We start from the raw sequence: 19,867 nt of genomic DNA, 5'->3' as shown, positions 1-19,867 counted from the left end.
GATTGGGTACGTTTATAATATGTCTCAAAGCTTATCTCGCCACTCGTGCTCGAAGTCGTCTGGCCATGCAAACCAACAATCGAAGCCGGCGCGCGGTCCGTGGGCGTAGTTCCGCCTAGAACGGAACCTCGTCGTCAAAATCGCCATCAAACTGCGGGTTCGGCGTGGGGGCAGCTAGAGCGGCGATAGCTGCTGCGGCGGTAGGCACGTTAGCGGGCTCCGCTGCAATTTGTGCAACGTTTGCATTCGCAGGGACCTGGGCTGAAGCCAGAGTAGCCCGAGCGCGCCGCGCTTTCCAGAAGCTCTGAAATTCTGGGCCTTTTGAGTCTGGCGGATATTCCGGCGGGTGGATGAACAGCGGAACGGGGGCAGGAATATCCGGGCCAATCACGACGGCTTCGCCCGGCGCCAGCATCGGAACAAACTGCGCGGCACCGCGATCGAGATCACCGCAGGCCCGCTCGACCGTCTCACGATCCTGGTCGTTGGTCAGGCGATGGACAAACAACGTACCGAGTTGACTCATGACATCCTGCGGGATGTCGCGTGGACGCTGGGTGGCGAGAACGCACGTCAGGCCATATTTGCGACCTTCCTTTGCGATTAAACCAAAGGAATCTAATTTCACCGCGCTATAATCGTCGCCGACTGAGCGTCCGAGAAACTGATGCGCCTCGTCGAGGAAAACGACGAGCGGTGATGTCCTGAACGCGCCGCCACGCGCCTCCGCCAGTAGGAAGCGACCGATCACGTTGAGCAGGATTTCGCGCGTATTGTGCTCGAACCGCACGTCCTTAAACGAGATGACCGCGATATCCCGGCTGTCATCCGCCAGGAATGCACGGAGTTCCGCGACGAGCGACGTACCGCGCGTCGCGAAAATGCATTCGAGTTCGCGTGACGCGAGAAGGGTGTTGATCCGTGCAATCAGGGATTCACAATAGCCGAGTGAATTCTGATCGGTATTGCCGAACGCGCCGGCATTGTTCTGCGCGCTGCCCCAGACGCACTCATTCTTAACCTGTTCGGCAAGGTTCGCGATGTCGAACGCGCACGCCGGATCATGCAGCTGGGCGGCATGCGCGTGGAGTGCGTTGAAATAAGGCGCCCGTTGCCGCCCTGCCTTCTCAATCAGGCCGTTATTGATGATCAAACCCTGAGGCACCGCCGCACCGACCGCCGTGACGAGCTTGAGACTCTTGATCGCCTCCCGTAGCCGTGGACCTTGACTCTGACCTGATGGCCGGAACAGCGAGAACAGATCGTCCTCGGTGACTTGGCGATAGGGGAAGTGGACCAACTTCGCGGCGCCGACGGCCGCATCGAAGACGAAGACATCGTCGACATTGCCCATGTCGGCGAACTCGCCAGTGGGATCGAGGACGATCGCGCGGCCACCGGCTTTCTTAAGCTGTTGTACCAGCGTGGCGACCGTCCAGCTTTTGCCGCCGCCGGTGGCACCGAACACACCGCAGTGCCGACCGAAGATTTTCTCCGGCGGCAGGCAAACATCGACGCCGTCGGCGGCATCGATTCGGCCAATGCTCAACGTCAGCTCGTCCTCATTCGCGACTGCATTGCGGATGAGCGTGGCTAACTGGCTCGGCTCGGCCAGATACACCCCGTCGCCGATTCTCGGAAAATCCGGCAAGCCGCGCCGCAGTTTGTTCGAGCGTTGCTCGACCGCGGCGAGGAGCTGCACACGACCGATCGGATTGGTGACTGCCGTCGTCCCGAGCGACGGCTCAACCGTGAGCCGCTCGGCATCGGGTATTTTCGTCTCGACGATCCTACCCAGGATCTGAAACCGCTCGCAGTCGACGAAGACGAAATCGCCGACCGCGCCCAGCGAAAGCCCGCGCCGTTCCGGCACCGCTGCGGCGTTGGGCAAATTCATATGCACATACGAGGCCGTCACCTGCGTAATCGTGCCGATGTAGCGATCGGGATTAATCGGATTGACGCGCATCACGCCTTGACGTCCATGCCGTTCCTGAGCGTGCGCACACGCTGCATATGCCGTTCGCGATCGGTCTCGCCGATCAGATCGGGCAAGGCCGGGACCAAGTCCTGGAAGCGACCGTTGATCAGATGGATTCGCGCATCGCCCCCGGCCACCATGTCCTTGAACGCCGCCAGGAACTGGTTTTGGGGTTCCGCCACCGCTGTCAGCGACTGATCTCCTCCGTCCAGATCTGCCGAGGGGATGAAGGCGGGATCGCAGATCACTAGCCGAAGCGACATATTGGCTTCCACCGCTGACAGGATCGGTCGGCTGATATGATCGTCGTTGAACCCGAACCCCGATATCAGCACCGCCGTGTCGGGCTCGCGCAACGCCGCCTGAAATGCGCCAATCATGTCGAGATAGGGCGCTTCGAAGCTTTCCTGATATTTGCTCGAGCGGGGATAGATGAGGACCGGATTGCCCTCGGGGCCGCGCGAGCGGAAAATGTCCGATGCCTGTCTGCGCCAGTCGAGCGAGCCGTGCAGTTTATAGAGATGGAAAACATTCTCGATATAGTCGGGCGCGTCGCGTTGACCCGAACGACGGACAATGTCGAACTCAAAGTGGCTGCGGTCGTAGACCTGATCGAGGCCGTGCGAGAAACCGTCGATGATGGTGAAACGATGCCGGCGGGCTGCTTCCTCGAAGCAGAGATCATAGTTGGTCGTGAACAGCTTCGAGCGCGCCTTACGAACGCCGCGACGCCCGATTTTCTGGATGAGGCTGGCGTGCGCATCGAGATTGGTGGTCCGATCGACGAAGTCGACACGGGCGAGGATCGCCTTCTCGGCCGCCTTCACGAACCCGTCAATTCTCTGATAGGTGGAATCCTCCACGGCCGTCTCGTGCAGTTCGAGATAGAGTTTGCACAGCGTCAGCAGCCGCTCAATATTGTCTTCGATCTTAGCGCTGGCGAACGTATCGCACACAGCCTTGAAGGCTTCAGCGCCGACCTTGGCTTCCACAGCTTTCCACACATCCCACATGCCGGCTGGCGTGAGCTTATCTGCCGGGTTGGAAGCGGCGAACGAAGACCCCGTTCCGGTCAGAACGACAACGTTCGTAGCATTGAGGACGTTTAAGAGACTGCTTTCAACTGCGCGCTGCGTGCCCGGCTCTTCAACACGATCGCCTTCCGCGTTCATCTTGTCCTTGAACGCACGCCAGCCATCGCCGGGGACGAACAGCCGCAGCTGTGTCGCGTCGGCAACCTTGTCATTCCAGTACGTCATCCGCCCCCATACCATCCCTTTTCTGTTCATCTCGGCTCTAGCATCTTTTGAAATGCCCAGCAGCAGTGAATTCGGGCTCGTGCGGCGGGGGATGTTAACGGTCGGCCCTGCGGCGTCTGAAACGTCCGATATCCCAGGCAGCGCTGCTGAAAGGCGACGTTCCGGATCGTCCAACATGGCTGTCTGCTTTGAAGAAGCTAGCGTCCGAAGTTATTCGTGAATCGCGGCCGTAATCAGCTCGCGCTTTATCTCGCGTACTTCGGGGTCCATCGGGATATCATCGAGGCCGGTCGGCTCAGGCAGAATTTCGCAATCCTCGCGCATTCCAAGAACATGCAGTTGCAGTGCTTCGCTCGCCAGAGCGATTGTCTCAGCTATCGTGTCGCCTGCGGTAGCGCAGCCGGGCAGATCAGGAAAATAAGCCCCGAAGCCGCGGTCTCCCTCCTCGATCACAGCAACGTAGGTTATCCGCTTCATCGCTTTTCCAGATCTGGGTTCGATATGAACGTGGGTGAACGTGACTTTGCGTCACATTAACGAGATGGCCTATGGCAGGTCATTGAACTGTGAACGTATATTAAAACGAGCCGTAACTGGCGATGCTATCCCTTGGCGCGGCTTCCAAGAAATCTCTGCCGTCGTAGCTTCGACTGGAATATCCGTGAAGGCCTCGTTGACCTCGGTGGTTTCGCCATGTTCCAGGCGCGACCGCGGTGGCGTTATCTCCAGGCTGGATAGCCGGCGTCCGGATCGGTCGCGAAGCGTCACGACGATTGCTCCCAGCTCTCGTGCGACGTCGCCAACATTGGTGATCGTTCCGCTGACGCTGAAGAACTCGGCTCCGTTCGGCATGACGCGGCGGTCCTGCCGGTTCGCCGGGAAGTTCAAGACGAGGTCTCTGCGAGCATCTTGTTCTTCTCGCAGCGCGGCGGGATCAGGAATGCCTTTGATGCCGGAAAGCTTCCAACGCAGAATGTCGCGCCGAAACATGAGCTCGATCGGATTGTCGCTGTTCGCGGCGATCCGAGCCCGGAAAACGTCAATGCCGCGGCTCGAAACAGTCCAGCCCACAGGTTCATCCGAGCCCGCGCCCAGCGCAGCGTAAGGGCTGCCGGTCAGGATCGTCCGCTGCACCGCGCCAAGATCGAATGTCGAATCCACCATTGCGCTGGCGAGCGCCATGCCGATTGGACTGTTCTGGCCGTCAGATGCACTCCCGCTGCGCCCAACGCGAAGGCGCATCTGATCGCGCAGCGCGGCAAGATCGACGCCCTTGGCAAGTTCAACCGCGTCCTCCTCAATGGCGGCTTGACGGATCGCGGCAATCGTCGCGACCGGTGATCGCCAGTACCATGTACCGACCAGCGCTGCCGCCGCCACATTGAAGCCCAGGATGGTGACCTTGGCCTTTTTGCGCGGGCTCATGAGATGTGTTCGAGGCGAGCGTGGGTGGGGAGATGGATTGCAGCCGATTTCATTGTTGGGTCTGCTCGGACCTGTTCCAGACCTTTTCACTCGCATGGGCGAAGGCAATGGCGACCTCATGCAACTCAGCCACAAGGCTTGGATCAGTACCCTTTTCGGTCGTGTCGATCGTTCGGGCGAGGTGGTAGGCCAGTCCTGTGCTAATGATCAAATGGACCTCGACTGCATCTGGAATGAGACGATTGGCGTGCGTGGCAACCCAGTCATGCTCGGCATCATAACAAGTCTCTCCCACCTCAGCCTTGCAAGTCGGACAGGGCACGGAAAGGGTCATCTGCATTATCTATTTTCCCCAAGGAGCGCTGCATCAGAGCTGATTTGTAGAGTATACTCCGTGGATGTAAAGTCGGCGGAACAACGACATACCGCCCATGTTACGGCGGACATTTGCGACCAACCTCAGGCGATTGCGCAGCGAGCGTGGCCTCTCCCAAGAGGCGCTCGCGGACGCGGCTGGGCTCGATCGCACCTACATCAGCGCGCTCGAGCGCGAGGTCTACAGCGCCTCGCTCGACACGATCGAGAAGCTTGCCGATGTTCTGGGAATTCCCGGCTTCGAGATGTTGCGCGACTGACGGTGGAGCCGCTAGCGGCGGTGCCCCGTTCATCGCTCTCTCGCTGACAAGCCATCCGCAAAGGCCTATTCTCCGTTCATGTCGCTGCTGTGCCTCCTTCGCCGACACCGGCCATCTGCGCCGTCGATGTCGCATGGCAAGCACGGCGGCTATGCAGCTCTTTGCGAGACCTGCGGCGTTCCGCTGGTCCGCGACGAACGAGGACCTTGGCGCGCTGATGAACCGCTGTATCGCCGGCAGGTTCTGCCAGCCTCGATTGGCGAATAGGCGAAGAATCCTCGCGCAGTTAGCTGACCGCGAAGAGCTGCTTCGTGGCGGCCTCGATCTCGACATCCTCGGCCAGCAAGGCCTTCCACTCGGCCGGGATAGCGGTAGCGCCGTAGAGCGCGCCGGCGAGTTGGCCGGTGATGGCGGCGGTCGTGTCGGCGTCGTCGCCGAGGTTTGCGGCTAGGAGGACGGCCTGTGCAAAATTGCCCGTGCGACCCACGCACCAGAGCGCCGCCTCGAGCGAGTGCGCAACATAGCCTGATGAGGCGACTTGATCGCGGGGCATGCCTCGCCACGAGCCACCAATGATTGTCGATATCGTGCGCGAGCACGGCTCCGCGGATAGCTGTACGACCTTGCTGCGCGGCCGGCCGGCGATTGCGTTGGCGAGCACTTCGGCAAAGCCGACGCACGCATCGACGGCCTGGGGCGCGCCGTGGGTCGTGCGGCTCTGCCGCGCGGCCACATCGCGCAGCATGGCGAGATCGTTCCAGTAGCGAACAGCGACGGGCGCCAGGCGCATCAGGCTGCCGTTGCCGGCAGTGCGGGGATTGGTCGAGCCGGCAAAAGGATCGCCGGTCTCCTTCCAGCGAGCCAACGCATTGCGCGTCGTGATGCCGATGTCGAAGCACTGGCCGGTGCACGAATAGGCACCGTTCTCATGCCAATCGACGAAGCGGTTCATCAGGTCGGCTTCATCGAGATCGGGGTACGCGAGCAGGCTATCCATTAGGGCCAGCGCCATGGAGGTATCGTCGGTCCACTGGCCGGGCTTCAGGCGGAACGGTCCACCGCCAACCATGTCAACGAGGCGAGGGGCCTGGTCGCGGGCTTTGAACTCCAGGGTCGTGCCGACGGCGTCGCCGACGGCCAAGCCGAGCATCGCGCCCAAGGCCCGGTCCTCGATTACATTGCGAGATTGCGCGGGTTGCCGCTCGGGGATGCCTGCCAGATCTCGTACAAATTCGAGCTGAGAAGCGGTCTCGATAGCCCCGGGGCGGGCCTGGCGAACCAGGTTGATCGCGTGGTCAGCCCCCATGCCGAGCTCAATCAGGAGGCGCGCTGCCGTCATACCGGCACGGCCGAGCCCGCCTTTGCAGTGAACCAGAACATTAAAGCCATCGCGCAAGATCGCGCGCAGCTCTTCACCCGCAGCGAGCCAGGCTTCCTCGAAGCCACGATCCGGCGTCGAGACGTCACGGATCGGGAGCGGGTACCACTGGATGTGGCGGTCTTGGATCGCCTGCCCGAGACCAGCGACCCCGAGGCTCACAAACTCGTGGTCTTCGAGCAGGGTGACGACGGCTGCCGCATTCCAGGTGCGTATCGCCTCGAGATCGATATCGAGATCGCGATCCCAGTTGCCGGTAAACGCGCCCTGTTGCTTCTTGCCCGGGCAGAACGTGATGCCGATTTTGCCCTGGCCTTCGGCGAACTGGACCTCTGCGATCTGCAGGGGATGGGTGGCGCTGGTTCTCATCGATGTCCTCCTTTGGAAGACGCGGGGCGTCGCCCGCCGTCGACGGTCTTGTCGTCCACAATTCTGAGAAGTCGTCAACAACCGTCTGAAATAAGTCAGGAAAAATTTATCCGACGTCGTTTTATGCGTCCACATTCGAAAAACGTCGCGTTACGTCGAGCGGGTTTTGCGAGTCGGAACGCGCGTCGCGGAGATGGCCTCGGCCGCCGCCCAGGAAGGAAACCAACGATGACGATTTCATGCCTGATCTTGGAATACGGCCGATGATGGCGGGATCGCATCTCGATGCCGAACTTGCCGCGCTTGCCGGAATGAGCATCGACGAGCTGCGTTGCCGATGGAGTGAACTGACCGGCACGCCGGCGCCCAAGATCCAGTCCGGCCTGCTGCACCGCGCAATTGCCTGGGAGATGCAGGCCCAGATCCATGGTGGCCATTCGCGCGGCCTGCGCCAGCACATCGCCGCGGCCGATGGCCGCACGCCCAATCAGCGGGACCTGGCGCCGGGCACGCGCTTCGTGCGCGAGTGGAAAGGCGTCCTTTATATGGTCACGGTCGGCGATGACGGGAAAGTCCACTGGAACGGCAAGACCTGGAACTCGCTGAGCGCCGTTGCCCGCGCCATCACCGGCACGCGCTGGTCGGGCCCGGCTTTCTTCGGCCTGCCGCAGGAGAGCCGCGCGGCATGAAGACGGTTCGCTGTGCCATCTATACCCGCAAGTCGAGCGACGAAGGGCTCGAGCAGGATTTCAATTCGCTCGATGCCCAGCGCGAGGCCTGCGCGGCCTATATCCTGAGCCAGGCTAGCGAGGGCTGGCAGCTCATTCCGGCGCACTATGACGACGGTGGCATGTCGGGCGGCACGCTCGAGCGTCCGGCTCTGCAAAGGCTCCTCGCCGATGTAGCGGAAGGGCAGATCGACATCGTCGTCATCTATAAGATCGACCGGCTGACCCGCTCGCTGCTCGACTTCGCCAAGCTCGTCGAGGTGTTCGAGAAGAAGGGAACGAGCTTCGTGGCCGTGACCCAGTCTTTCAATACCACCAACAGCATGGGCCGCCTGACGCTGAACATGCTGCTGTCGTTCGCGCAGTTCGAGCGCGAGGTGACCGCCGAACGGATCCGCGACAAGCTGGCGGCCTCGAAGGCGAAGGGCATGTGGATGGGCGGCGTCCCGCCGCTCGGCTATGCGCCCGAAGGTCGCAGTCTCAAGATCGTCGAAGCGCAGGCCGAACTCATCCGCGACATCTATGCGCGCTACCGCAAGCTCAAGAACGTGCGGCTCGTCGCGGACGAGCTCAAAGCCGAGGGCGTGTTGATCCCCCCGCGCACGCTCGGTTCGGGACGACAGCTCGGAACCGGTCCGTTCTCGCGCGGGCAGATCTACGCGATCCTGAAGAACCCGATCTATGCCGGCAACATCGCGCACCGCGGCAATGTCCATCAAGGGATGCACGAACCGATCATCGCGCTCGAAGAGTGGGAGGTCGTCCAGCGTCAGCTGGAAGACAATCTACAGGGTGTTCGCAGCTCGAACTCGGCGCACCGAAGTGCGCTAGCCGGGCGCCTGTTCGACGAGGCGGGGGAACCGCTGATCGCAACGCATGCTGCCAAGTCTGGCCGGCGCTATCGCTACTACGTCACGAAGGCGCTTCACCACGGTGAGAGGCGCGGACCCGGTGCCGGCATTCGCGTGCCCGCGGGCGAGATCGAAACCGCGGTCGCCGGTGAACTCGCGAGCCTGTTCGACGATCCGCTTGCGCTCATCGAGCGGTGCCAGCTTCATGTCGAGCCAGCCAAGCTCAATGAGCTGATCCGCTGTTCCGGCGAAATGGCGGACCAACTGCGCGGTGATGCGCTCTGGGACTATCGGGATCTGATGGATCGTATCGAGGTTCATGATGGCCGTATCGATATCGTGCTTGCGACCAAGGCTGTTGGCGATGCGCTTGGTATCCCGCTTTCGCCCCTGGCATCGAAGACCTTCGCGATTTCGAAGGCGATGCAGCTCACACGGTCAGGCCGTGCTGTTCGTCTGATCCATGGTGATGGGGTGCTCGCTTCTAGGCAGCCGACCGATCCAGCCCTGGTGCAGCTCGTGATGCGCGCGCAGAAGTGGTGGTCGATCCTACGGGAGGGAAAGTTGAACACCACCCAGCTCGCGGAACAAGAAGGCGTGGTGCGCACCTACATCGTCCGTGTCGTGCGGATCGCTTTTCTTGCCCCGCAGGTGATTGACGCGATTTTCGCCGGGCGGCTGAAGAACGGAGTGACGGCCAAGATGCTCTACAAACCCGACGTCATTCCGCTGTCCTGGGAGCAGCAGGTGCAACGGTTCGTGGCGACAGGCTAAACGCGGCGATACCCGCGAGGACGCTGTCCCCGCGGGGGCCAAAGTCAGCTCTCAGCGGATCTGCCACCAGTCGGGCCAATTGACCTTGCTGCGGTCCCCGACCGCTCGCAGGATGATCTCCTGCTCGTCGCGCGTGAGTACGCGATCGAGGTGTGCGAACGCTGCTTCGACGAGAGCAGGATCGAGCAGCGTTCGCGTCCGCGCGCGGGTGCTGACGAGCCCAAGGGCATGCAGGTTCTGTGTGATCGAAGTCATTGAGTCCCTCCTCAGCCCTTGATCGGTTCGAGCGGAATGGCGTTGGCGTGTTCCCAACCGGCTTCGTGCAACGGCATGGCATGGCGCAGAAGCAGCGTGGCGATCTTCTGATCCTTCAACGCCATCATCGAAAGCGAGTGCAGCAGCATATCCAGGCGGGTCAGCGTCATCGGCTTCCCGCGGATCGTCTTGGTCAGCGGTGCGAGCAGGAAGTCCTCATGCGGATGCAGGGGGGGCTGCTTGCGGGGCCTCCCGCGGCGATTGCCCGAGACCCCCGCCTTGAACCGCGATGCCCCCGGGCCGCGCAAGCGCATTAGACGAGCGAGCAGGTTCTCCCTATTGCCATCCCACTCGCTGACATTGTGGCGGCCGGCTGCGACGAGATGGTTGGAATCGACGTTGGCGCTGTGCTCACCGGAATCGTTCGTGCCGGCGCGATGTCGCGCAAAGTCGACGACCCAATCCTCGAGAACATTTGGGCGCAGCGACGCAAAACGGCTGTCCGCGATCTCGCCATCGGCTCCGGCCGTCGAAGCCAAGGCCTTGTTGTCGAAGCTCGCGATGCCGAGGATCACCATCGCCAGATCGGCATTGGTCGGTTCCTGCGAAGCGCGACGAGCGGCACGCTCATCGATCAACGGATAACGCTCACGCTCCAGGCGCGCCTTGAGAAGCTGGACAGCGTACTTCAAAAGTTGGCGGATCGCGGTCAGATTACCCTCTGCCGCAGCCTTAAACTGCCGTTTCAACAGCAGGTTGAGCACCGAGTTGCCCTCGACCCCATGGGTGTCCTCGACCAGCAGATCGTACCACATGCCGATATTCTCATACGCGAGCTTCTTCGCGGAGCGATCATTCGGCGTCGCTGCATTGCGCGATGACATGTTCGAATTTCCTCCATCTCCGGGGCGAGGAACGAGATCCGAAGCGGCCCCGACGCGCTTGGACGGGCCAAGGCTGTTGTCACGACCTGCGAGCGGGCAGTCGAGACCGAGTGCTGAGCGACAGCCATCTGTGGAAAACGGGGGGTGGGGCAAAACTCTGGTTGCCACCTGAACGCTCGAAAACAGCGTCTGTTATCGCAAATTCGGAGCCTGTTATGGTGAACTCGAGCCCTGTTATCGCAGTTCTTGGGGCCTGTTATTTTTGGCTCGGCGCGGTTTCTAAATTGAGAGCCGACGCTGAAACGCCGAAGGTTCGGGCGCTATAGGACCGCGCGAGCTTCTCGGTCAGAGGCGGCCTGCCGAATTTTTGAAAAACAGGCCCCGAGAAGTCGCCCTGCTGACGCTCTTCGAAGGCAAAAACGGTACCACTCATATTTGATCGAAGGCCTGCTCGGCCATTTTTGGCGAGAAATCGGCGGGAAAAGCCCGCCCTCCATGTCCCGTTTGAACGGAAATTCGCCAGCGCTTGAGGGGATTTAGGGCACCCCAGAGGGTGGAGTTCGTCCTGCAAGACTGGCGGAGACGGAGGGATTCGAACCCTCGGTACCGGATTTACCAGTACGACGGTTTAGCAAACCGTTGGTTTCAGCCACTCACCCACGTCTCCGGATCGCAGCGGCGAGGGCGCGCTATAGCGAGCAGTTTTGGGGGCGGCAAGGGGGGGCTTCGCGCAATTCGCGTAAATCTCGTCCGGGAACATTCGCGCGGTTGCTGGACTATGGTCGATGCACCTCTACTGTGAGCACTTATGGCCACTTCCAATGCGAAACTCATCGTTCGTCCGGCGCTGTCGGTCGATGCCAAGGCCATCGCCGCGCTGTCGATCAAGGTCTATGGCCGCGCCGATGCCTTCACTGCCGCGCAGATCCGCGGGCTGATCAACAATTTTCCCGAAGGCCAGATCGTCGCCGAATACGAAGGCAAGATCGTCGGCCACTGCGCGACGCTGATCGTCAATTCGAAGCTGGCCTTCGCGCCGCACAGCTGGAACGAGATAACCGGCGACGGCTATGGCCGCGTTCCACCCGACAACGGCGATGTGCTCTACGGCATGGAGGTCTGCGTCGATCCCGACTTCCGTCGCCTGCGTATCGGCGAGCGGTTCTATCGCAAGCGGAAGGAACTGTGCCAGGAGTTCGAGCTCAAGGGTATCGTCATCGTCGGACGCATGCCCGGCTATGCGCGCAAGAAGCGGCAATATCCCGAGCCGCAAGCCTATGTCGAAGCCGTGGTCAACAAACAGGTGCGCGACCAGGTCCTCAACTTCCAGCTCAATCAGGGCTTCAGCCCGCGTGATGTCCTGCCCGGCTATATCCGAGAGGACAAGGCGTCGGGCGGCAACGGCGTGGTCATGTTCTGGCCCAATCCGCTCGCGCCCGAGGAGACCACGGTCAAACTCCACCGCCGCAAGACACGGCTGCCCTCGTCGGTGCGCGTCGCGACGGTCCAGTTCCAGATGCGCCGCATCGCCAAGATCGACGAGTTCGAGGAGCAGGTCGAATACTGGGTCGACGTCGCCGCCGACTACAACGCCGATTTCGTCTGCTTTCCCGAACTGTTCACGCTCGAACTGCTGTCGATCCCCGAGAAGAAGCTCGAGCCGGCCCAGGCGATCGAATGGATCGCCGACTATACCGAGCGTTTCGTCGCCTTCATGGAAAAGCTGGCGGTGAGTTACAACATCAACATCATCGGCGGCTCGCACCCGACGCGGATGGACAACGGTGACATCCGCAACATCGCCTACGTCTTCCTGCGCGACGGCTCGGTCCATACCCAGGACAAGCTCCATCCGACCCCGTCCGAGCGGCGCTGGTGGAATATCAAGGGCGGCCATGGCGCTAACGTCATCATCACCGACTGCGGTCCGATCGGCGTGATGATCTGCTACGATTCGGAATTCCCCGAACTCGCACGGCACCTGACCAACCAGGGCGCTTTGCTGCTGTTCGTGCCTTTCTGCACCGACGAGCGGCGCGGCTACCTGCGAGTGCGTTACTGCTGCCATGCGCGTGCGGTCGAGAACCAGTGCTACGTCGTCACCTCGGGGGTGGTCGGCAACATCCCCAATGTCGAGAACATGGACGTCCACTATGCCGAGAGCGCGATTCTGACGCCGTCGGACTTTGCCTTCGCGCGCGACGGCGTGGCCGCGGACACCGCGCCCAACACCGAGACGATCGCGATCGCCGACCTCAGCCTCGACGACTTGCTGACCAGCCGCCGCTCTGGCGTGGTGCAGAACCTCCACGATCGGCGGTTCGATCTCTACCGGGTCACCTGGCGCGAGAAATAAGAGCGCTTCGACTCGCCTGGCCGCAATTTCGATTCGCCTCGTCGCGGGCGCATTGCGGCGGGGCGGGTAACTGTCTGTTAACCATAATGGGTGCAGGCAGGCCTCACGAATAGGTCCAAGGCAGACTGCCTGGGTACGGAGGCAAGCACGATGGTGCGCAACACTTCTCTCTGGCCGACGGTCATCAGCATCGCATCGGCTTTCGCAATGGCGGCGTCGCCCGTGGCGGCACAGATTCGCTCTGTCGATCCTGATGCGATCGATGGCGATCTATCAGCCCCGCGGAGCGCGCCGGCAGTGCCCGTCGCGGCTCCGGCAGCGCCGACGATCGCGGCCGATCCGGTCTACAACGCGCCGCTGAGCAATCCGGGCGTTCCGGGCGCGGCGCCGACGCTGCCGCCTGTGGCGATCCCGACCAATGGCGGCAACACCTTCCACAAGGACGACCTGATCGGCGCTGCCGAAGGCGTCTTCGGCAAGGGCGCGCAAGGGCTCGCGCAGATGATCGAGGACGTGCTCAAGAAGCAGGGCGAGCCGAACGGCTACATCATCGGCCGCGAGGGCGGTGGCGCTTTCGTCGTCGGTCTGCGCTACGGCTCGGGCACACTTCACCACAAGGTCGAAGGCCAGCGTCCGGTCTACTGGACCGGCCCGTCGATCGGCTTCGACGCCGGCGCCAACGCGGGCAACGCCTTCGTCCTCGTCTATAACCTCTACGACACGCAGGACCTCTACAAGCGCTACGGCGCGGGTGAGGGCCAGGCCTATCTCGTCGGCGGCTTCAACGTCTCCTATCTTCGCCGCGGAAACGTCGTGCTCGTCCCGGTGCGCATGGGCGCGGGGCTGCGGCTCGGCATCAACGCCGGCTACATGAAGTTTTCCGACAAACAGAAGTGGCTGCCGTTCTGAGCCATCACGGCCGGGCCAGGCGGCGTAAGATTACGGCGAATTCATAAATGTAACATTGTCACATGAGCTGTGCCGGCGTAACGGCGATTCATGGCGACGATATATTATCACACCGATTCGCGGCTTCGGCGTTCCCTTCTGGGTGCCGGGGCTGCTTTGTCCGTTCTGCTGGTCCCCGTGGCCGCGCTGGCGCAGGATGCCGCGCCGCCGCCGGGCGATGCCGACCAGACCGGCGAACCCGCCTTCCATCGCGAGAAGAGCACCGAGATCGTCGTTACCGGCGGGCTGCGTAACGCCCGGCAGGACATGCTCTCCGGTGTCGCCGTGGTCCAGGCCGAGGCGCTGACCCAGGCGCTGCGCCCGTCGATCGGCGAGACCCTGGCCCATACGCCCGGCGCTTCCGCGACCTCGTTCGGTCCGACCGCCTCGCGTCCCGTGCTGCGTGGCCTCCAGGGCGAGCGCGTGCGGCTGCTGACCGACGGGCTCGGCGCGATCGACGTGTCGAACACCTCGGCCGACCACGCGGCCGTCGTCAATCCGCTGCTGGCCGAGCGGATCGAGGTCCTGCGCGGACCGCAGTCGCTGCTCTATGGCTCCTCGGCGATCGGCGGCGTGGTCAACGTCATCGACCGGCGTATTCCCGTGACCGTGCCCGACGAGGCGATTCATGTCGGCGCGCTCGCGACCTACGGTTCGGCGGCGAACGAGCGCTCGGTGGCGGGCGCGGTCGACGTGCCCGTGGCGGGGCGCTGGGTGATCCATGTCGACGGCAGCTACACCAAGACCGACGATCTCAAGATCGGCGACTATGCGCTGTCGCCGGCGCTGCGGGCCGAGGCGCTGGCCTCGGGCTTCGCCGACAACGCCGCCGTGCGCGGCAAGCTCCCCAACAGCGCCAGCGAGACCTGGGCCGCGGGTGCCGGCGCCGCTTATATCGACGAGGGTGGCAGCATCGGCATATCCTATGGCCACTACGACAGCCTCTATGGCATTCCCGTGCGCTATGCGACGCAGCCGGGGCAGGAGCAGGAAGCGCCGCGGATCAGCCTCAGGCAGGACCGCGTCGATGCGCGTGCCGAGATCAACGCCGGCGGCGACGTCATCGACAAGATCGCGCTGCGGCTCGGTTATGCCGACTATAGCCATTTCGAGCTCGAGGAAGACGGTGCGATCGGCACGGCCTTCTACAACAAGGGCCTCGAAGGCCGGCTCGAGCTGACCCAGGCCAAGCGCGGGGCCTGGCGCGGCGTCACCGGTGCGCAGTTCTTTGCGCGCGATTTCGACGTGGTTGGCGACGAAGCCTTTCTGCCGAAGAACAAGACCCAACAGCTCGGCCTCTTCACCCTGCAGCAGCTCGACTATGGTGCGCTCAAGGTCGAGGCCGGCGCGCGGTTCGAGCATTCGACGGTCAGTGCCGCGCCCGGCGTGGACCAGCCGCAGTTCTTCACCGGCGAGCGGCGCTTCGATGCCTTTTCGGGATCGTTTGGTGCCTCTTATGCGCTCGCGCCGGGCTGGCGCTTTGGCGTCAATGCCTCGCGCACCGAGCGCGCGCCTTCGGCCGAGGAACTCTTCGCCAACGGTCCGCACGCGGGCACCGAAGCCTTCGAGATCGGCGATCCCGGGTTCAAGAGCGAGCGCGCCTGGAGCGTCGAGGCGATCCTGCGCGGCAGCGGCGACAATTACACCTTCGAGGCCTCGGCCTACCACTCGTGGTTCTCGAACTTCATCTACCAGGACCTGACCGGCGCAATCGAGGACGGCCTGCCCGTCTACCAGTTCCGCCAGGCCGACGCGCGCTACTACGGCTTCGAGGCGCAGGGCTCGTTCGTCCTTGCGCGGATCGGCGATGCCAAGCTCGGCGTCGATGCCCTGGCCGACTATGTCCACGCGACGATCGAGGGTTCGGGGCCGGCGCCGCGCATCCCGCCGCTGCGCGTGCTCGGCGGGGTCTCGTACAAGGCGCGGATATTCGACCTGCGCGGCGAGGTCGAACACGTCACCGCGCAGAACCGCATCTCGCCCTTCGAGACGCGCACTCCCGGCTTCACCCTGGTCAATGCCGAGCTCAACGTGCGGCCTTGGGGGCTCGATCACCCGCTGACCCTGGCGCTGTCGGCGAACAACATTTTCAATGTCGATGCGCGCCGCCACGCTTCGGTGCTCAAGGACTACGCGCCGCTTGCCGGCCGCGACATCCGTGTCACGGCGCGGGTGAATTTCTGAATAGGCGGCCAAAGCCCTTGCCCCCGGCCGCCCCCGGGGGTTAAGGGCGCGCCGTTATGCTTACGAACCTCCAGCGACAGCCCGCCGACGCGCTTCTCGCGCTGATCAAGCTCCACAACGCGGATCCGCGCGCTGACAAGATCGATCTCGGCGTCGGCGTCTACAAGACGGGGCAGGGCGACACGCCCGTCTTCGCCTCGATCAAGGCCGCCGAGAAGAATCTCGTCGAGAGCCAGGAGACCAAGGCCTACCTCGGGCCCGAGGGCGACATGGGCTTCGTCGAGAAGCTGATGCCCTATGTCTTCGGCAAGGACGATCCGTCGCTGGGCGGCCGTATAGAGGGCATGCAGACCCCAGGCGGCACCGGCTCGCTGCGCCTGGCGCTGGCGGTGGTGCACAAGGCTAAGGTGAAGCGGATCTGGATGGGCACGCCCTCCTGGCCGAACCACGCGCAGATCTGCGCGGACCTGGGCCTCGAGCTCAAGACCTTCAACCACGCGACGCCCGAAGGCACCGCCGACATCGAGGCGATCCGCGCGGCGATCGCTGAGGCCGACGAAGGCGACGCCTTCCTGCTGCAGTCGTGCTGCCACAACCCCACGGGCATCGACTATACCAATGCCCATTGGGACGAGATCGCCGGTCTGCTGGCCGGCAAGAAGATCCTGCCCGTGCTCGACCTCGCCTACCAGGGTCTGGGCCAGGGGATGGAAGAGGACGCTTATGGCATGCGCCGCGTGCTCGTCTCGGTGCCCGAGGCGCTGATCGCCTATTCGTGCGATAAGAACTTTGGTCTCTACCGCGATCGCGTCGGCGCGCTCTACATCATGGCGGCGGAAGCTTCGCAGCTCGGCGTGCCGATCTCGAACGCCTATGCCCTCGCGCGCGCCAACTGGTCGCAGCCGCCCGATCACGGGGCCGCCGCGGTCCGCCTGATCCTCGAGGACGAGGCGCTGACCAAGTCCTGGCTCGACGAGCTCGATACGATGCGTGAACGCATGCGCCAAGTCCGGGCCAAGCTCGCCGCGGCGGGCATGGTTGGCGGTGTCGATCTGACCCCGGTTGGCGGCCAGAACGGCCTGTTCTCGATCATCCCCTTCACCCCTGAACAGGTGCAGGCGATGCGCGAGAAGCACGGCATCTACTTCGCGGGCTCGGGTCGCATCAACGTGGCCGGCCTGACCCTCGGCAACATCGACAAGTTCATCGCCGCCACCGCGGACGTGACGTCCTAAATGGACCGGCAGCCGGTCCTCGAAGGGGATCGGCTGCTGCTCCGTCCCCTGCGTCCCGACGATTGGTCAGCGCTCTACGCGGTCGCTTCGGATCCGCTGATCTGGCAAGTCCACCCGCAGCACGATCGCTGGCAGGAGCCGGTGTTCCGCGCCTTCTTCGATCAGGCGCTTGCCGGCGGCGGCGCCATTGCGGTGATCGACAAAAGCACTGGCGCGATCGTCGGCTCGTCGCGCTGGGAGGGCTTCGATCCTGCCGACGGAGGTTCGGTCGAGATCGGCTGGACCTTCCTCGCACGCAGCCACTGGTCTGGTGCCTATAATCCTGAATTAAAACGACTCATGCTCGATCACGCACTGCACTTCGTCGCACGCGCGCGGTTTCGTGTGGGCGAAGACAATGTGCGCTCGCGCCGCGCGATGGAGAAGATCGGCGGGCGGCTGACCAACGGATCGAGTGTGGTCGAGACCGCCAGCGGCCTCGTTCGGCATGTCGTATATGAAATCGACCGCGAGAGTTTTGCGCGAGGTCCGTTAAACGCTTAGCCGCGCAAGCTCTGCATCCGCTGGAGATAACGCGCCAGCACGTCGATCTCGAGATTGACCTGGCTGCCCGCCGCCAGCGCGCCGAGCGTCGTGACTTCGGCGGTGTGCGGGATGATGTTGACCGAGAAGTGGCAGGTGCCGTCGGGCTGGTCGCTGACCTCGTTGACCGTCAGCGAGACGCCGTCGATCGTGATCGAGCCTTTGGCGGCAAGATAGGGCGCGAGCTCGGCCGCGATCTTGAAGTCGATCCGCCGCGAATCGCCGTCGGGGGTCACGCTCAGCACTTCGCCGACGCCATCGACATGGCCGGTGACGATATGGCCGCCGAGTTCGTCGCCGAGCTTGAGTGCGGGTTCGAGGTTGAGTTGCCGGCCTTGTTCCCACCGCCCAGGCACAGTGCGCGCGACGCTTTCGGCCGAGATGTCGACTGCGAACCAGGAATCGCCTTCTATGCCGCCTTTGTCGACCACGGTCAGGCAGGTGCCCGAGCAGGCGATCGACGCACCCATTGCGATTCCCGCGGGATCGAAGGGGCTGGTGATCACCGCGCGCAGGTCGCCCTGCTGGCGGGCTTCGCGGATCGTGCCGACGGCGGTGACTATTCCGGTGAACATGGGGCGTTCTCGTATACTTCCAGAGTGTCGCTGCCAAGCTGGCGGCGGTCGATGAGGTGCCAGCGGTCGTGTGCCTCGGCGAGCGAGCCCAGGCCGATGTCGCCGACCCCTGGCTTGCCACCGCCGATCATGATCGGTGCGCGGTAGATCACGAGGCGATCGACCAAGTCCGCGGCGAGAAAGGCGGCCGCTGTCTGGGCGCCGCCCTCTACGAAGAGGTATTGCACGTTTACCATGCCGGCGATCGCCTGCGGCGAGGGCAGCGCCTGCCAGCCCTCGGGCGCGGCGCCGCGCGTCAGCACCCAGCGTTGCGGGCTGCGCGCTTCGAGCCCGGGCAGTCGAACGTCGAGCCGCGGCGCGTCAGCACGCAAAGTGCCGCCGCCGACGAGGATGGCATCGGCGCGCGCGCGCAGGACATGGCTATGCGCGCGCGCGGCCGGTCCGGTGATCCACTGGCTCTCGCCGCTGGCCAGGGCGATGCCGCCGTCAAGCGAAGTGGCTAGTTTCAAAGTTACATGTGGCCGGCTCTTCGTGCGTTGCGTGAGATAGCCGGCCAGGCTCTCGGTAACTTCAGGCGAGGGGTGAAGTTCGGCGCCTATCCCGGCAGCACGAATCCGCGCGAGGCCCGCGCCGGCGGTACGCGGATCGGGATCCTGACAGCCGAGCACGACGCGCGCCAGGCCCGCCGCGGCGACGAGATCTGCGCAGGCCGGGCCGCGCGGGCTGGCATGAGCGCAAGGTTCGAGCGTGACGTAGAGCGTCGCGCCGTGCGCGGAATCGTCGGCCATCTCGATTGCCATGGCCTCGGCGTGCGGGCGCCCGCCAGCCTGGGTCCAACCGCGCCCGACGACGCGGCCGTCGCGAACGAGAATCGCGCCGACCGAAGGGTTGGGCCGGCTCAGCGGCAGTCCGCGCGCGGCCAAGCTCGCGGCCGCGGCCATCCAGCGCGCATCATCGCTCACTGTTTCGGCGTGTCCTTGGGGAGGTTGAGCTTGGCGCGCTCGCGCGCGGCTTCGGCGGCCTGGTCGGCCTTGGCCTGCTTCTCGATCGCGTCGACGTCCATGCCGCTGGCGCGGCCGATCGTCTTGTACATCTGGCGCACGTCCTCGTCGCGTTTGGCCTGCTCGGCGGCGAGACGCTCCTTGCGGCGCTGGTTGGCGATGTTCGATGCCACGATCTCGGCCTCGGTGCGATGCGGGTCCCAGACCGTGATGTAGGTAACCTTGGGCGGCTTGGGCAGACCGCGCCCGCCCTCGTTCCACATGACCGAGAAGATGGCGACCGTGCAGATCGCTGCGGCGACGCCGATGCGCCAGCGGTTGCTGCCTGCCTGGCGGAACACCTCGGCGAAATCGGCGATCATGCCGCGCGGCGAGGAAACCTGGCTGAGGAAGCTGCGTGACCGAATGAGACCCATGGGGGGCTAGATAGGCGCTAGCGCTGCGGAG

The 19,867-nt window shown here is 63.6% G+C and carries 20 protein-coding genes and 1 tRNA gene; 8 read left to right on the top strand and 13 right to left on the bottom strand.

The window, feature by feature from the left end; all coding sequences use genetic code 11:
• Window positions 1-115: 115 nt before the first annotated feature.
• From WG901_RS21420 to WG901_RS21400, 5 genes are all read right to left on the bottom strand, one after another.
• Window positions 116-1,969, bottom strand: coding sequence for an ATP-binding protein (locus tag WG901_RS21420; RefSeq protein ID WP_339589168.1), 1,854 nt, complete (start codon window positions 1,967-1,969; stop codon window positions 116-118).
• Window positions 1,969-3,417 (bottom strand): SIR2 family protein, encoded by a 1,449-nt coding sequence (locus tag WG901_RS21415; RefSeq protein WP_339589167.1) that lies wholly within the window; start codon window positions 3,415-3,417, stop codon window positions 1,969-1,971. The genes WG901_RS21420 and WG901_RS21415 overlap by 1 nt, the downstream gene beginning before the upstream one ends.
• Before the next feature lie 33 nt (window positions 3,418-3,450).
• Complete coding sequence (locus tag WG901_RS21410) at window positions 3,451-3,717, bottom strand: type II toxin-antitoxin system HicB family antitoxin (protein ID WP_339589166.1); 267 nt, start codon at window positions 3,715-3,717, stop codon at window positions 3,451-3,453.
• A gap of 69 nt (window positions 3,718-3,786) precedes the next feature.
• Window positions 3,787-4,665 (bottom strand): DUF2939 domain-containing protein, encoded by an 879-nt coding sequence (locus WG901_RS21405; protein WP_339589165.1) that lies wholly within the window; start codon window positions 4,663-4,665, stop codon window positions 3,787-3,789.
• A gap of 49 nt (window positions 4,666-4,714) precedes the next feature.
• A complete protein-coding gene (locus WG901_RS21400; protein ID WP_339589164.1) occupies window positions 4,715-5,005 on the bottom strand; it encodes a zinc finger domain-containing protein in 291 nt (96 codons plus the stop codon).
• A gap of 91 nt (window positions 5,006-5,096) precedes the next feature.
• Here WG901_RS21400 and WG901_RS21395 point away from each other — a divergent pair, with 91 nt between their 5' ends.
• Window positions 5,097-5,300 (top strand): helix-turn-helix transcriptional regulator, encoded by a 204-nt coding sequence (locus tag WG901_RS21395; RefSeq protein WP_339589163.1) that lies wholly within the window; start codon window positions 5,097-5,099, stop codon window positions 5,298-5,300.
• Between the two features lie 286 nt (window positions 5,301-5,586).
• Here the strand turns inward: WG901_RS21395 and WG901_RS21390 are convergent, their stop codons facing one another.
• Window positions 5,587-7,047 carry an ADP-ribosylglycohydrolase family protein gene (locus WG901_RS21390; protein WP_339589162.1) on the bottom strand — a complete coding sequence of 487 codons (1,461 nt, stop codon included), beginning with the start codon at window positions 7,045-7,047 and terminating at the stop codon, window positions 5,587-5,589.
• 266 nt (window positions 7,048-7,313) lie between these two features.
• Between WG901_RS21390 and WG901_RS21385 the strand changes: the two genes are divergently transcribed.
• Window positions 7,314-7,736, top strand: coding sequence for a DUF2924 domain-containing protein (locus tag WG901_RS21385; protein ID WP_339589161.1), 423 nt, complete (start codon window positions 7,314-7,316; stop codon window positions 7,734-7,736).
• Window positions 7,733-9,400, top strand: coding sequence for a recombinase family protein (locus WG901_RS21380; RefSeq protein WP_339589160.1), 1,668 nt, complete (start codon window positions 7,733-7,735; stop codon window positions 9,398-9,400). The genes WG901_RS21385 and WG901_RS21380 overlap by 4 nt, the downstream gene beginning before the upstream one ends.
• A gap of 51 nt (window positions 9,401-9,451) precedes the next feature.
• Here WG901_RS21380 and WG901_RS21375 read toward each other — a convergent pair whose 3' ends face one another.
• The 4 genes from WG901_RS21375 to WG901_RS21360 all read right to left on the bottom strand — a co-directional run bounded on the left by WG901_RS21375 (window position 9,452) and on the right by WG901_RS21360 (window position 11,206).
• A complete protein-coding gene (locus tag WG901_RS21375; protein WP_339589159.1) occupies window positions 9,452-9,655 on the bottom strand; it encodes a hypothetical protein in 204 nt (67 codons plus the stop codon).
• Between the two features lie 11 nt (window positions 9,656-9,666).
• Entirely contained in the window at window positions 9,667-10,539 is an 873-nt protein-coding gene (locus WG901_RS21370; protein ID WP_339589158.1) for a DUF5681 domain-containing protein, read from the bottom strand.
• Window positions 10,540-10,795: 256 nt separating this feature from the next.
• Complete coding sequence (locus tag WG901_RS21365; protein WP_339589157.1) at window positions 10,796-10,972, bottom strand: hypothetical protein; 177 nt, start codon at window positions 10,970-10,972, stop codon at window positions 10,796-10,798.
• A 141-nt stretch (window positions 10,973-11,113) separates the two neighbouring features.
• A tRNA-Ser gene (locus tag WG901_RS21360) sits at window positions 11,114-11,206 on the bottom strand.
• Between the two features lie 141 nt (window positions 11,207-11,347).
• On the opposite strand from WG901_RS21360, the gene WG901_RS21355 reads away from it, so the two are divergent.
• The 5 genes from WG901_RS21355 (at window position 11,348) to WG901_RS21335 (ending at window position 17,805) form a co-directional block, all read left to right on the top strand.
• The gene (locus WG901_RS21355; protein ID WP_339589156.1) at window positions 11,348-12,895 is read left to right on the top strand and encodes a bifunctional GNAT family N-acetyltransferase/carbon-nitrogen hydrolase family protein; all 1,548 of its coding nucleotides are present in this window, start codon (window positions 11,348-11,350) and stop codon (window positions 12,893-12,895) included.
• A 150-nt stretch (window positions 12,896-13,045) separates the two neighbouring features.
• On the top strand, window positions 13,046-13,804 hold the full coding sequence (locus WG901_RS21350) for a DUF1134 domain-containing protein (RefSeq protein WP_417603861.1): 759 nt from the start codon (window positions 13,046-13,048) through the stop codon (window positions 13,802-13,804).
• Between the two features lie 90 nt (window positions 13,805-13,894).
• Window positions 13,895-16,027 carry a TonB-dependent receptor gene (locus WG901_RS21345; protein ID WP_339589154.1) on the top strand — a complete coding sequence of 711 codons (2,133 nt, stop codon included), beginning with the start codon at window positions 13,895-13,897 and terminating at the stop codon, window positions 16,025-16,027.
• Window positions 16,028-16,083: 56 nt separating this feature from the next.
• Window positions 16,084-17,262: an amino acid aminotransferase gene (locus WG901_RS21340; RefSeq protein ID WP_339589153.1), complete on the top strand. Its 1,179-nt coding sequence runs from the start codon at window positions 16,084-16,086 to the stop codon at window positions 17,260-17,262.
• Window positions 17,263-17,805, top strand: coding sequence for a GNAT family N-acetyltransferase (locus tag WG901_RS21335; RefSeq protein WP_339589152.1), 543 nt, complete (start codon window positions 17,263-17,265; stop codon window positions 17,803-17,805).
• Here the strand turns inward: WG901_RS21335 and WG901_RS21330 are convergent.
• Genes WG901_RS21330 through WG901_RS21320 form a run of 3 tightly spaced genes read right to left on the bottom strand, consistent with a single transcriptional unit; the run spans window position 17,802 to window position 19,836 of the window.
• Window positions 17,802-18,419 (bottom strand): riboflavin synthase, encoded by a 618-nt coding sequence (locus tag WG901_RS21330; RefSeq protein ID WP_339589151.1) that lies wholly within the window; start codon window positions 18,417-18,419, stop codon window positions 17,802-17,804. The two genes, WG901_RS21335 and WG901_RS21330, sit on opposite strands and share 4 nt — an antisense overlap.
• A complete protein-coding gene (ribD, locus tag WG901_RS21325) occupies window positions 18,404-19,381 on the bottom strand; it encodes a bifunctional diaminohydroxyphosphoribosylaminopyrimidine deaminase/5-amino-6-(5-phosphoribosylamino)uracil reductase RibD (RefSeq protein ID WP_339589150.1) in 978 nt (325 codons plus the stop codon). The genes WG901_RS21330 and ribD overlap by 16 nt, the downstream gene beginning before the upstream one ends.
• Entirely contained in the window at window positions 19,378-19,836 is a 459-nt protein-coding gene (locus WG901_RS21320; RefSeq protein WP_339589149.1) for a hypothetical protein, read from the bottom strand. The genes ribD and WG901_RS21320 overlap by 4 nt, the downstream gene beginning before the upstream one ends.
• Window positions 19,837-19,867 lie beyond the last annotated feature (31 nt).

The organism is Novosphingobium anseongense (assembly GCF_037482895.1).
Taxonomy (GTDB): Bacteria; Pseudomonadota; Alphaproteobacteria; order Sphingomonadales; family Sphingomonadaceae; genus Novosphingobium; species Novosphingobium anseongense.
This window is presented reverse-complemented; position numbering and strand designations above follow the sequence as displayed.

Excerpts from the sequence above, each read along its gene's own strand:
- WG901_RS21420 (WP_339589168.1), bottom strand. The coding sequence starts at position 1,969 with ATGCGCGTCAATCCGATTAATCCCGATCGCTACATCGGCACGATTACG.
- WG901_RS21415 (WP_339589167.1), bottom strand. The coding sequence starts at position 3,417 with ATGTTGGACGATCCGGAACGTCGCCTTTCAGCAGCGCTGCCTGGGATA.
- WG901_RS21410 (WP_339589166.1), bottom strand. The coding sequence starts at position 3,717 with ATGAAGCGGATAACCTACGTTGCTGTGATCGAGGAGGGAGACCGCGGC.
- WG901_RS21405 (WP_339589165.1), bottom strand. The coding sequence starts at position 4,665 with ATGAGCCCGCGCAAAAAGGCCAAGGTCACCATCCTGGGCTTCAATGTG.
- WG901_RS21400 (WP_339589164.1), bottom strand. The coding sequence starts at position 5,005 with ATGCAGATGACCCTTTCCGTGCCCTGTCCGACTTGCAAGGCTGAGGTG.
- WG901_RS21395 (WP_339589163.1), top strand. The coding sequence starts at position 5,097 with ATGTTACGGCGGACATTTGCGACCAACCTCAGGCGATTGCGCAGCGAG.
- WG901_RS21390 (WP_339589162.1), bottom strand. The coding sequence starts at position 7,047 with ATGAGAACCAGCGCCACCCATCCCCTGCAGATCGCAGAGGTCCAGTTC.
- WG901_RS21385 (WP_339589161.1), top strand. The coding sequence starts at position 7,314 with ATGGCGGGATCGCATCTCGATGCCGAACTTGCCGCGCTTGCCGGAATG.
- WG901_RS21380 (WP_339589160.1), top strand. The coding sequence starts at position 7,733 with ATGAAGACGGTTCGCTGTGCCATCTATACCCGCAAGTCGAGCGACGAA.
- WG901_RS21375 (WP_339589159.1), bottom strand. The coding sequence starts at position 9,655 with ATGACTTCGATCACACAGAACCTGCATGCCCTTGGGCTCGTCAGCACC.
- WG901_RS21370 (WP_339589158.1), bottom strand. The coding sequence starts at position 10,539 with ATGTCATCGCGCAATGCAGCGACGCCGAATGATCGCTCCGCGAAGAAG.
- WG901_RS21365 (WP_339589157.1), bottom strand. The coding sequence starts at position 10,972 with ATGAGTGGTACCGTTTTTGCCTTCGAAGAGCGTCAGCAGGGCGACTTC.
- WG901_RS21355 (WP_339589156.1), top strand. The coding sequence starts at position 11,348 with ATGGCCACTTCCAATGCGAAACTCATCGTTCGTCCGGCGCTGTCGGTC.
- WG901_RS21350 (WP_417603861.1), top strand. The coding sequence starts at position 13,046 with ATGGTGCGCAACACTTCTCTCTGGCCGACGGTCATCAGCATCGCATCG.
- WG901_RS21345 (WP_339589154.1), top strand. The coding sequence starts at position 13,895 with ATGGCGACGATATATTATCACACCGATTCGCGGCTTCGGCGTTCCCTT.
- WG901_RS21340 (WP_339589153.1), top strand. The coding sequence starts at position 16,084 with ATGCTTACGAACCTCCAGCGACAGCCCGCCGACGCGCTTCTCGCGCTG.
- WG901_RS21335 (WP_339589152.1), top strand. The coding sequence starts at position 17,263 with ATGGACCGGCAGCCGGTCCTCGAAGGGGATCGGCTGCTGCTCCGTCCC.
- WG901_RS21330 (WP_339589151.1), bottom strand. The coding sequence starts at position 18,419 with ATGTTCACCGGAATAGTCACCGCCGTCGGCACGATCCGCGAAGCCCGC.
- WG901_RS21320 (WP_339589149.1), bottom strand. The coding sequence starts at position 19,836 with ATGGGTCTCATTCGGTCACGCAGCTTCCTCAGCCAGGTTTCCTCGCCG.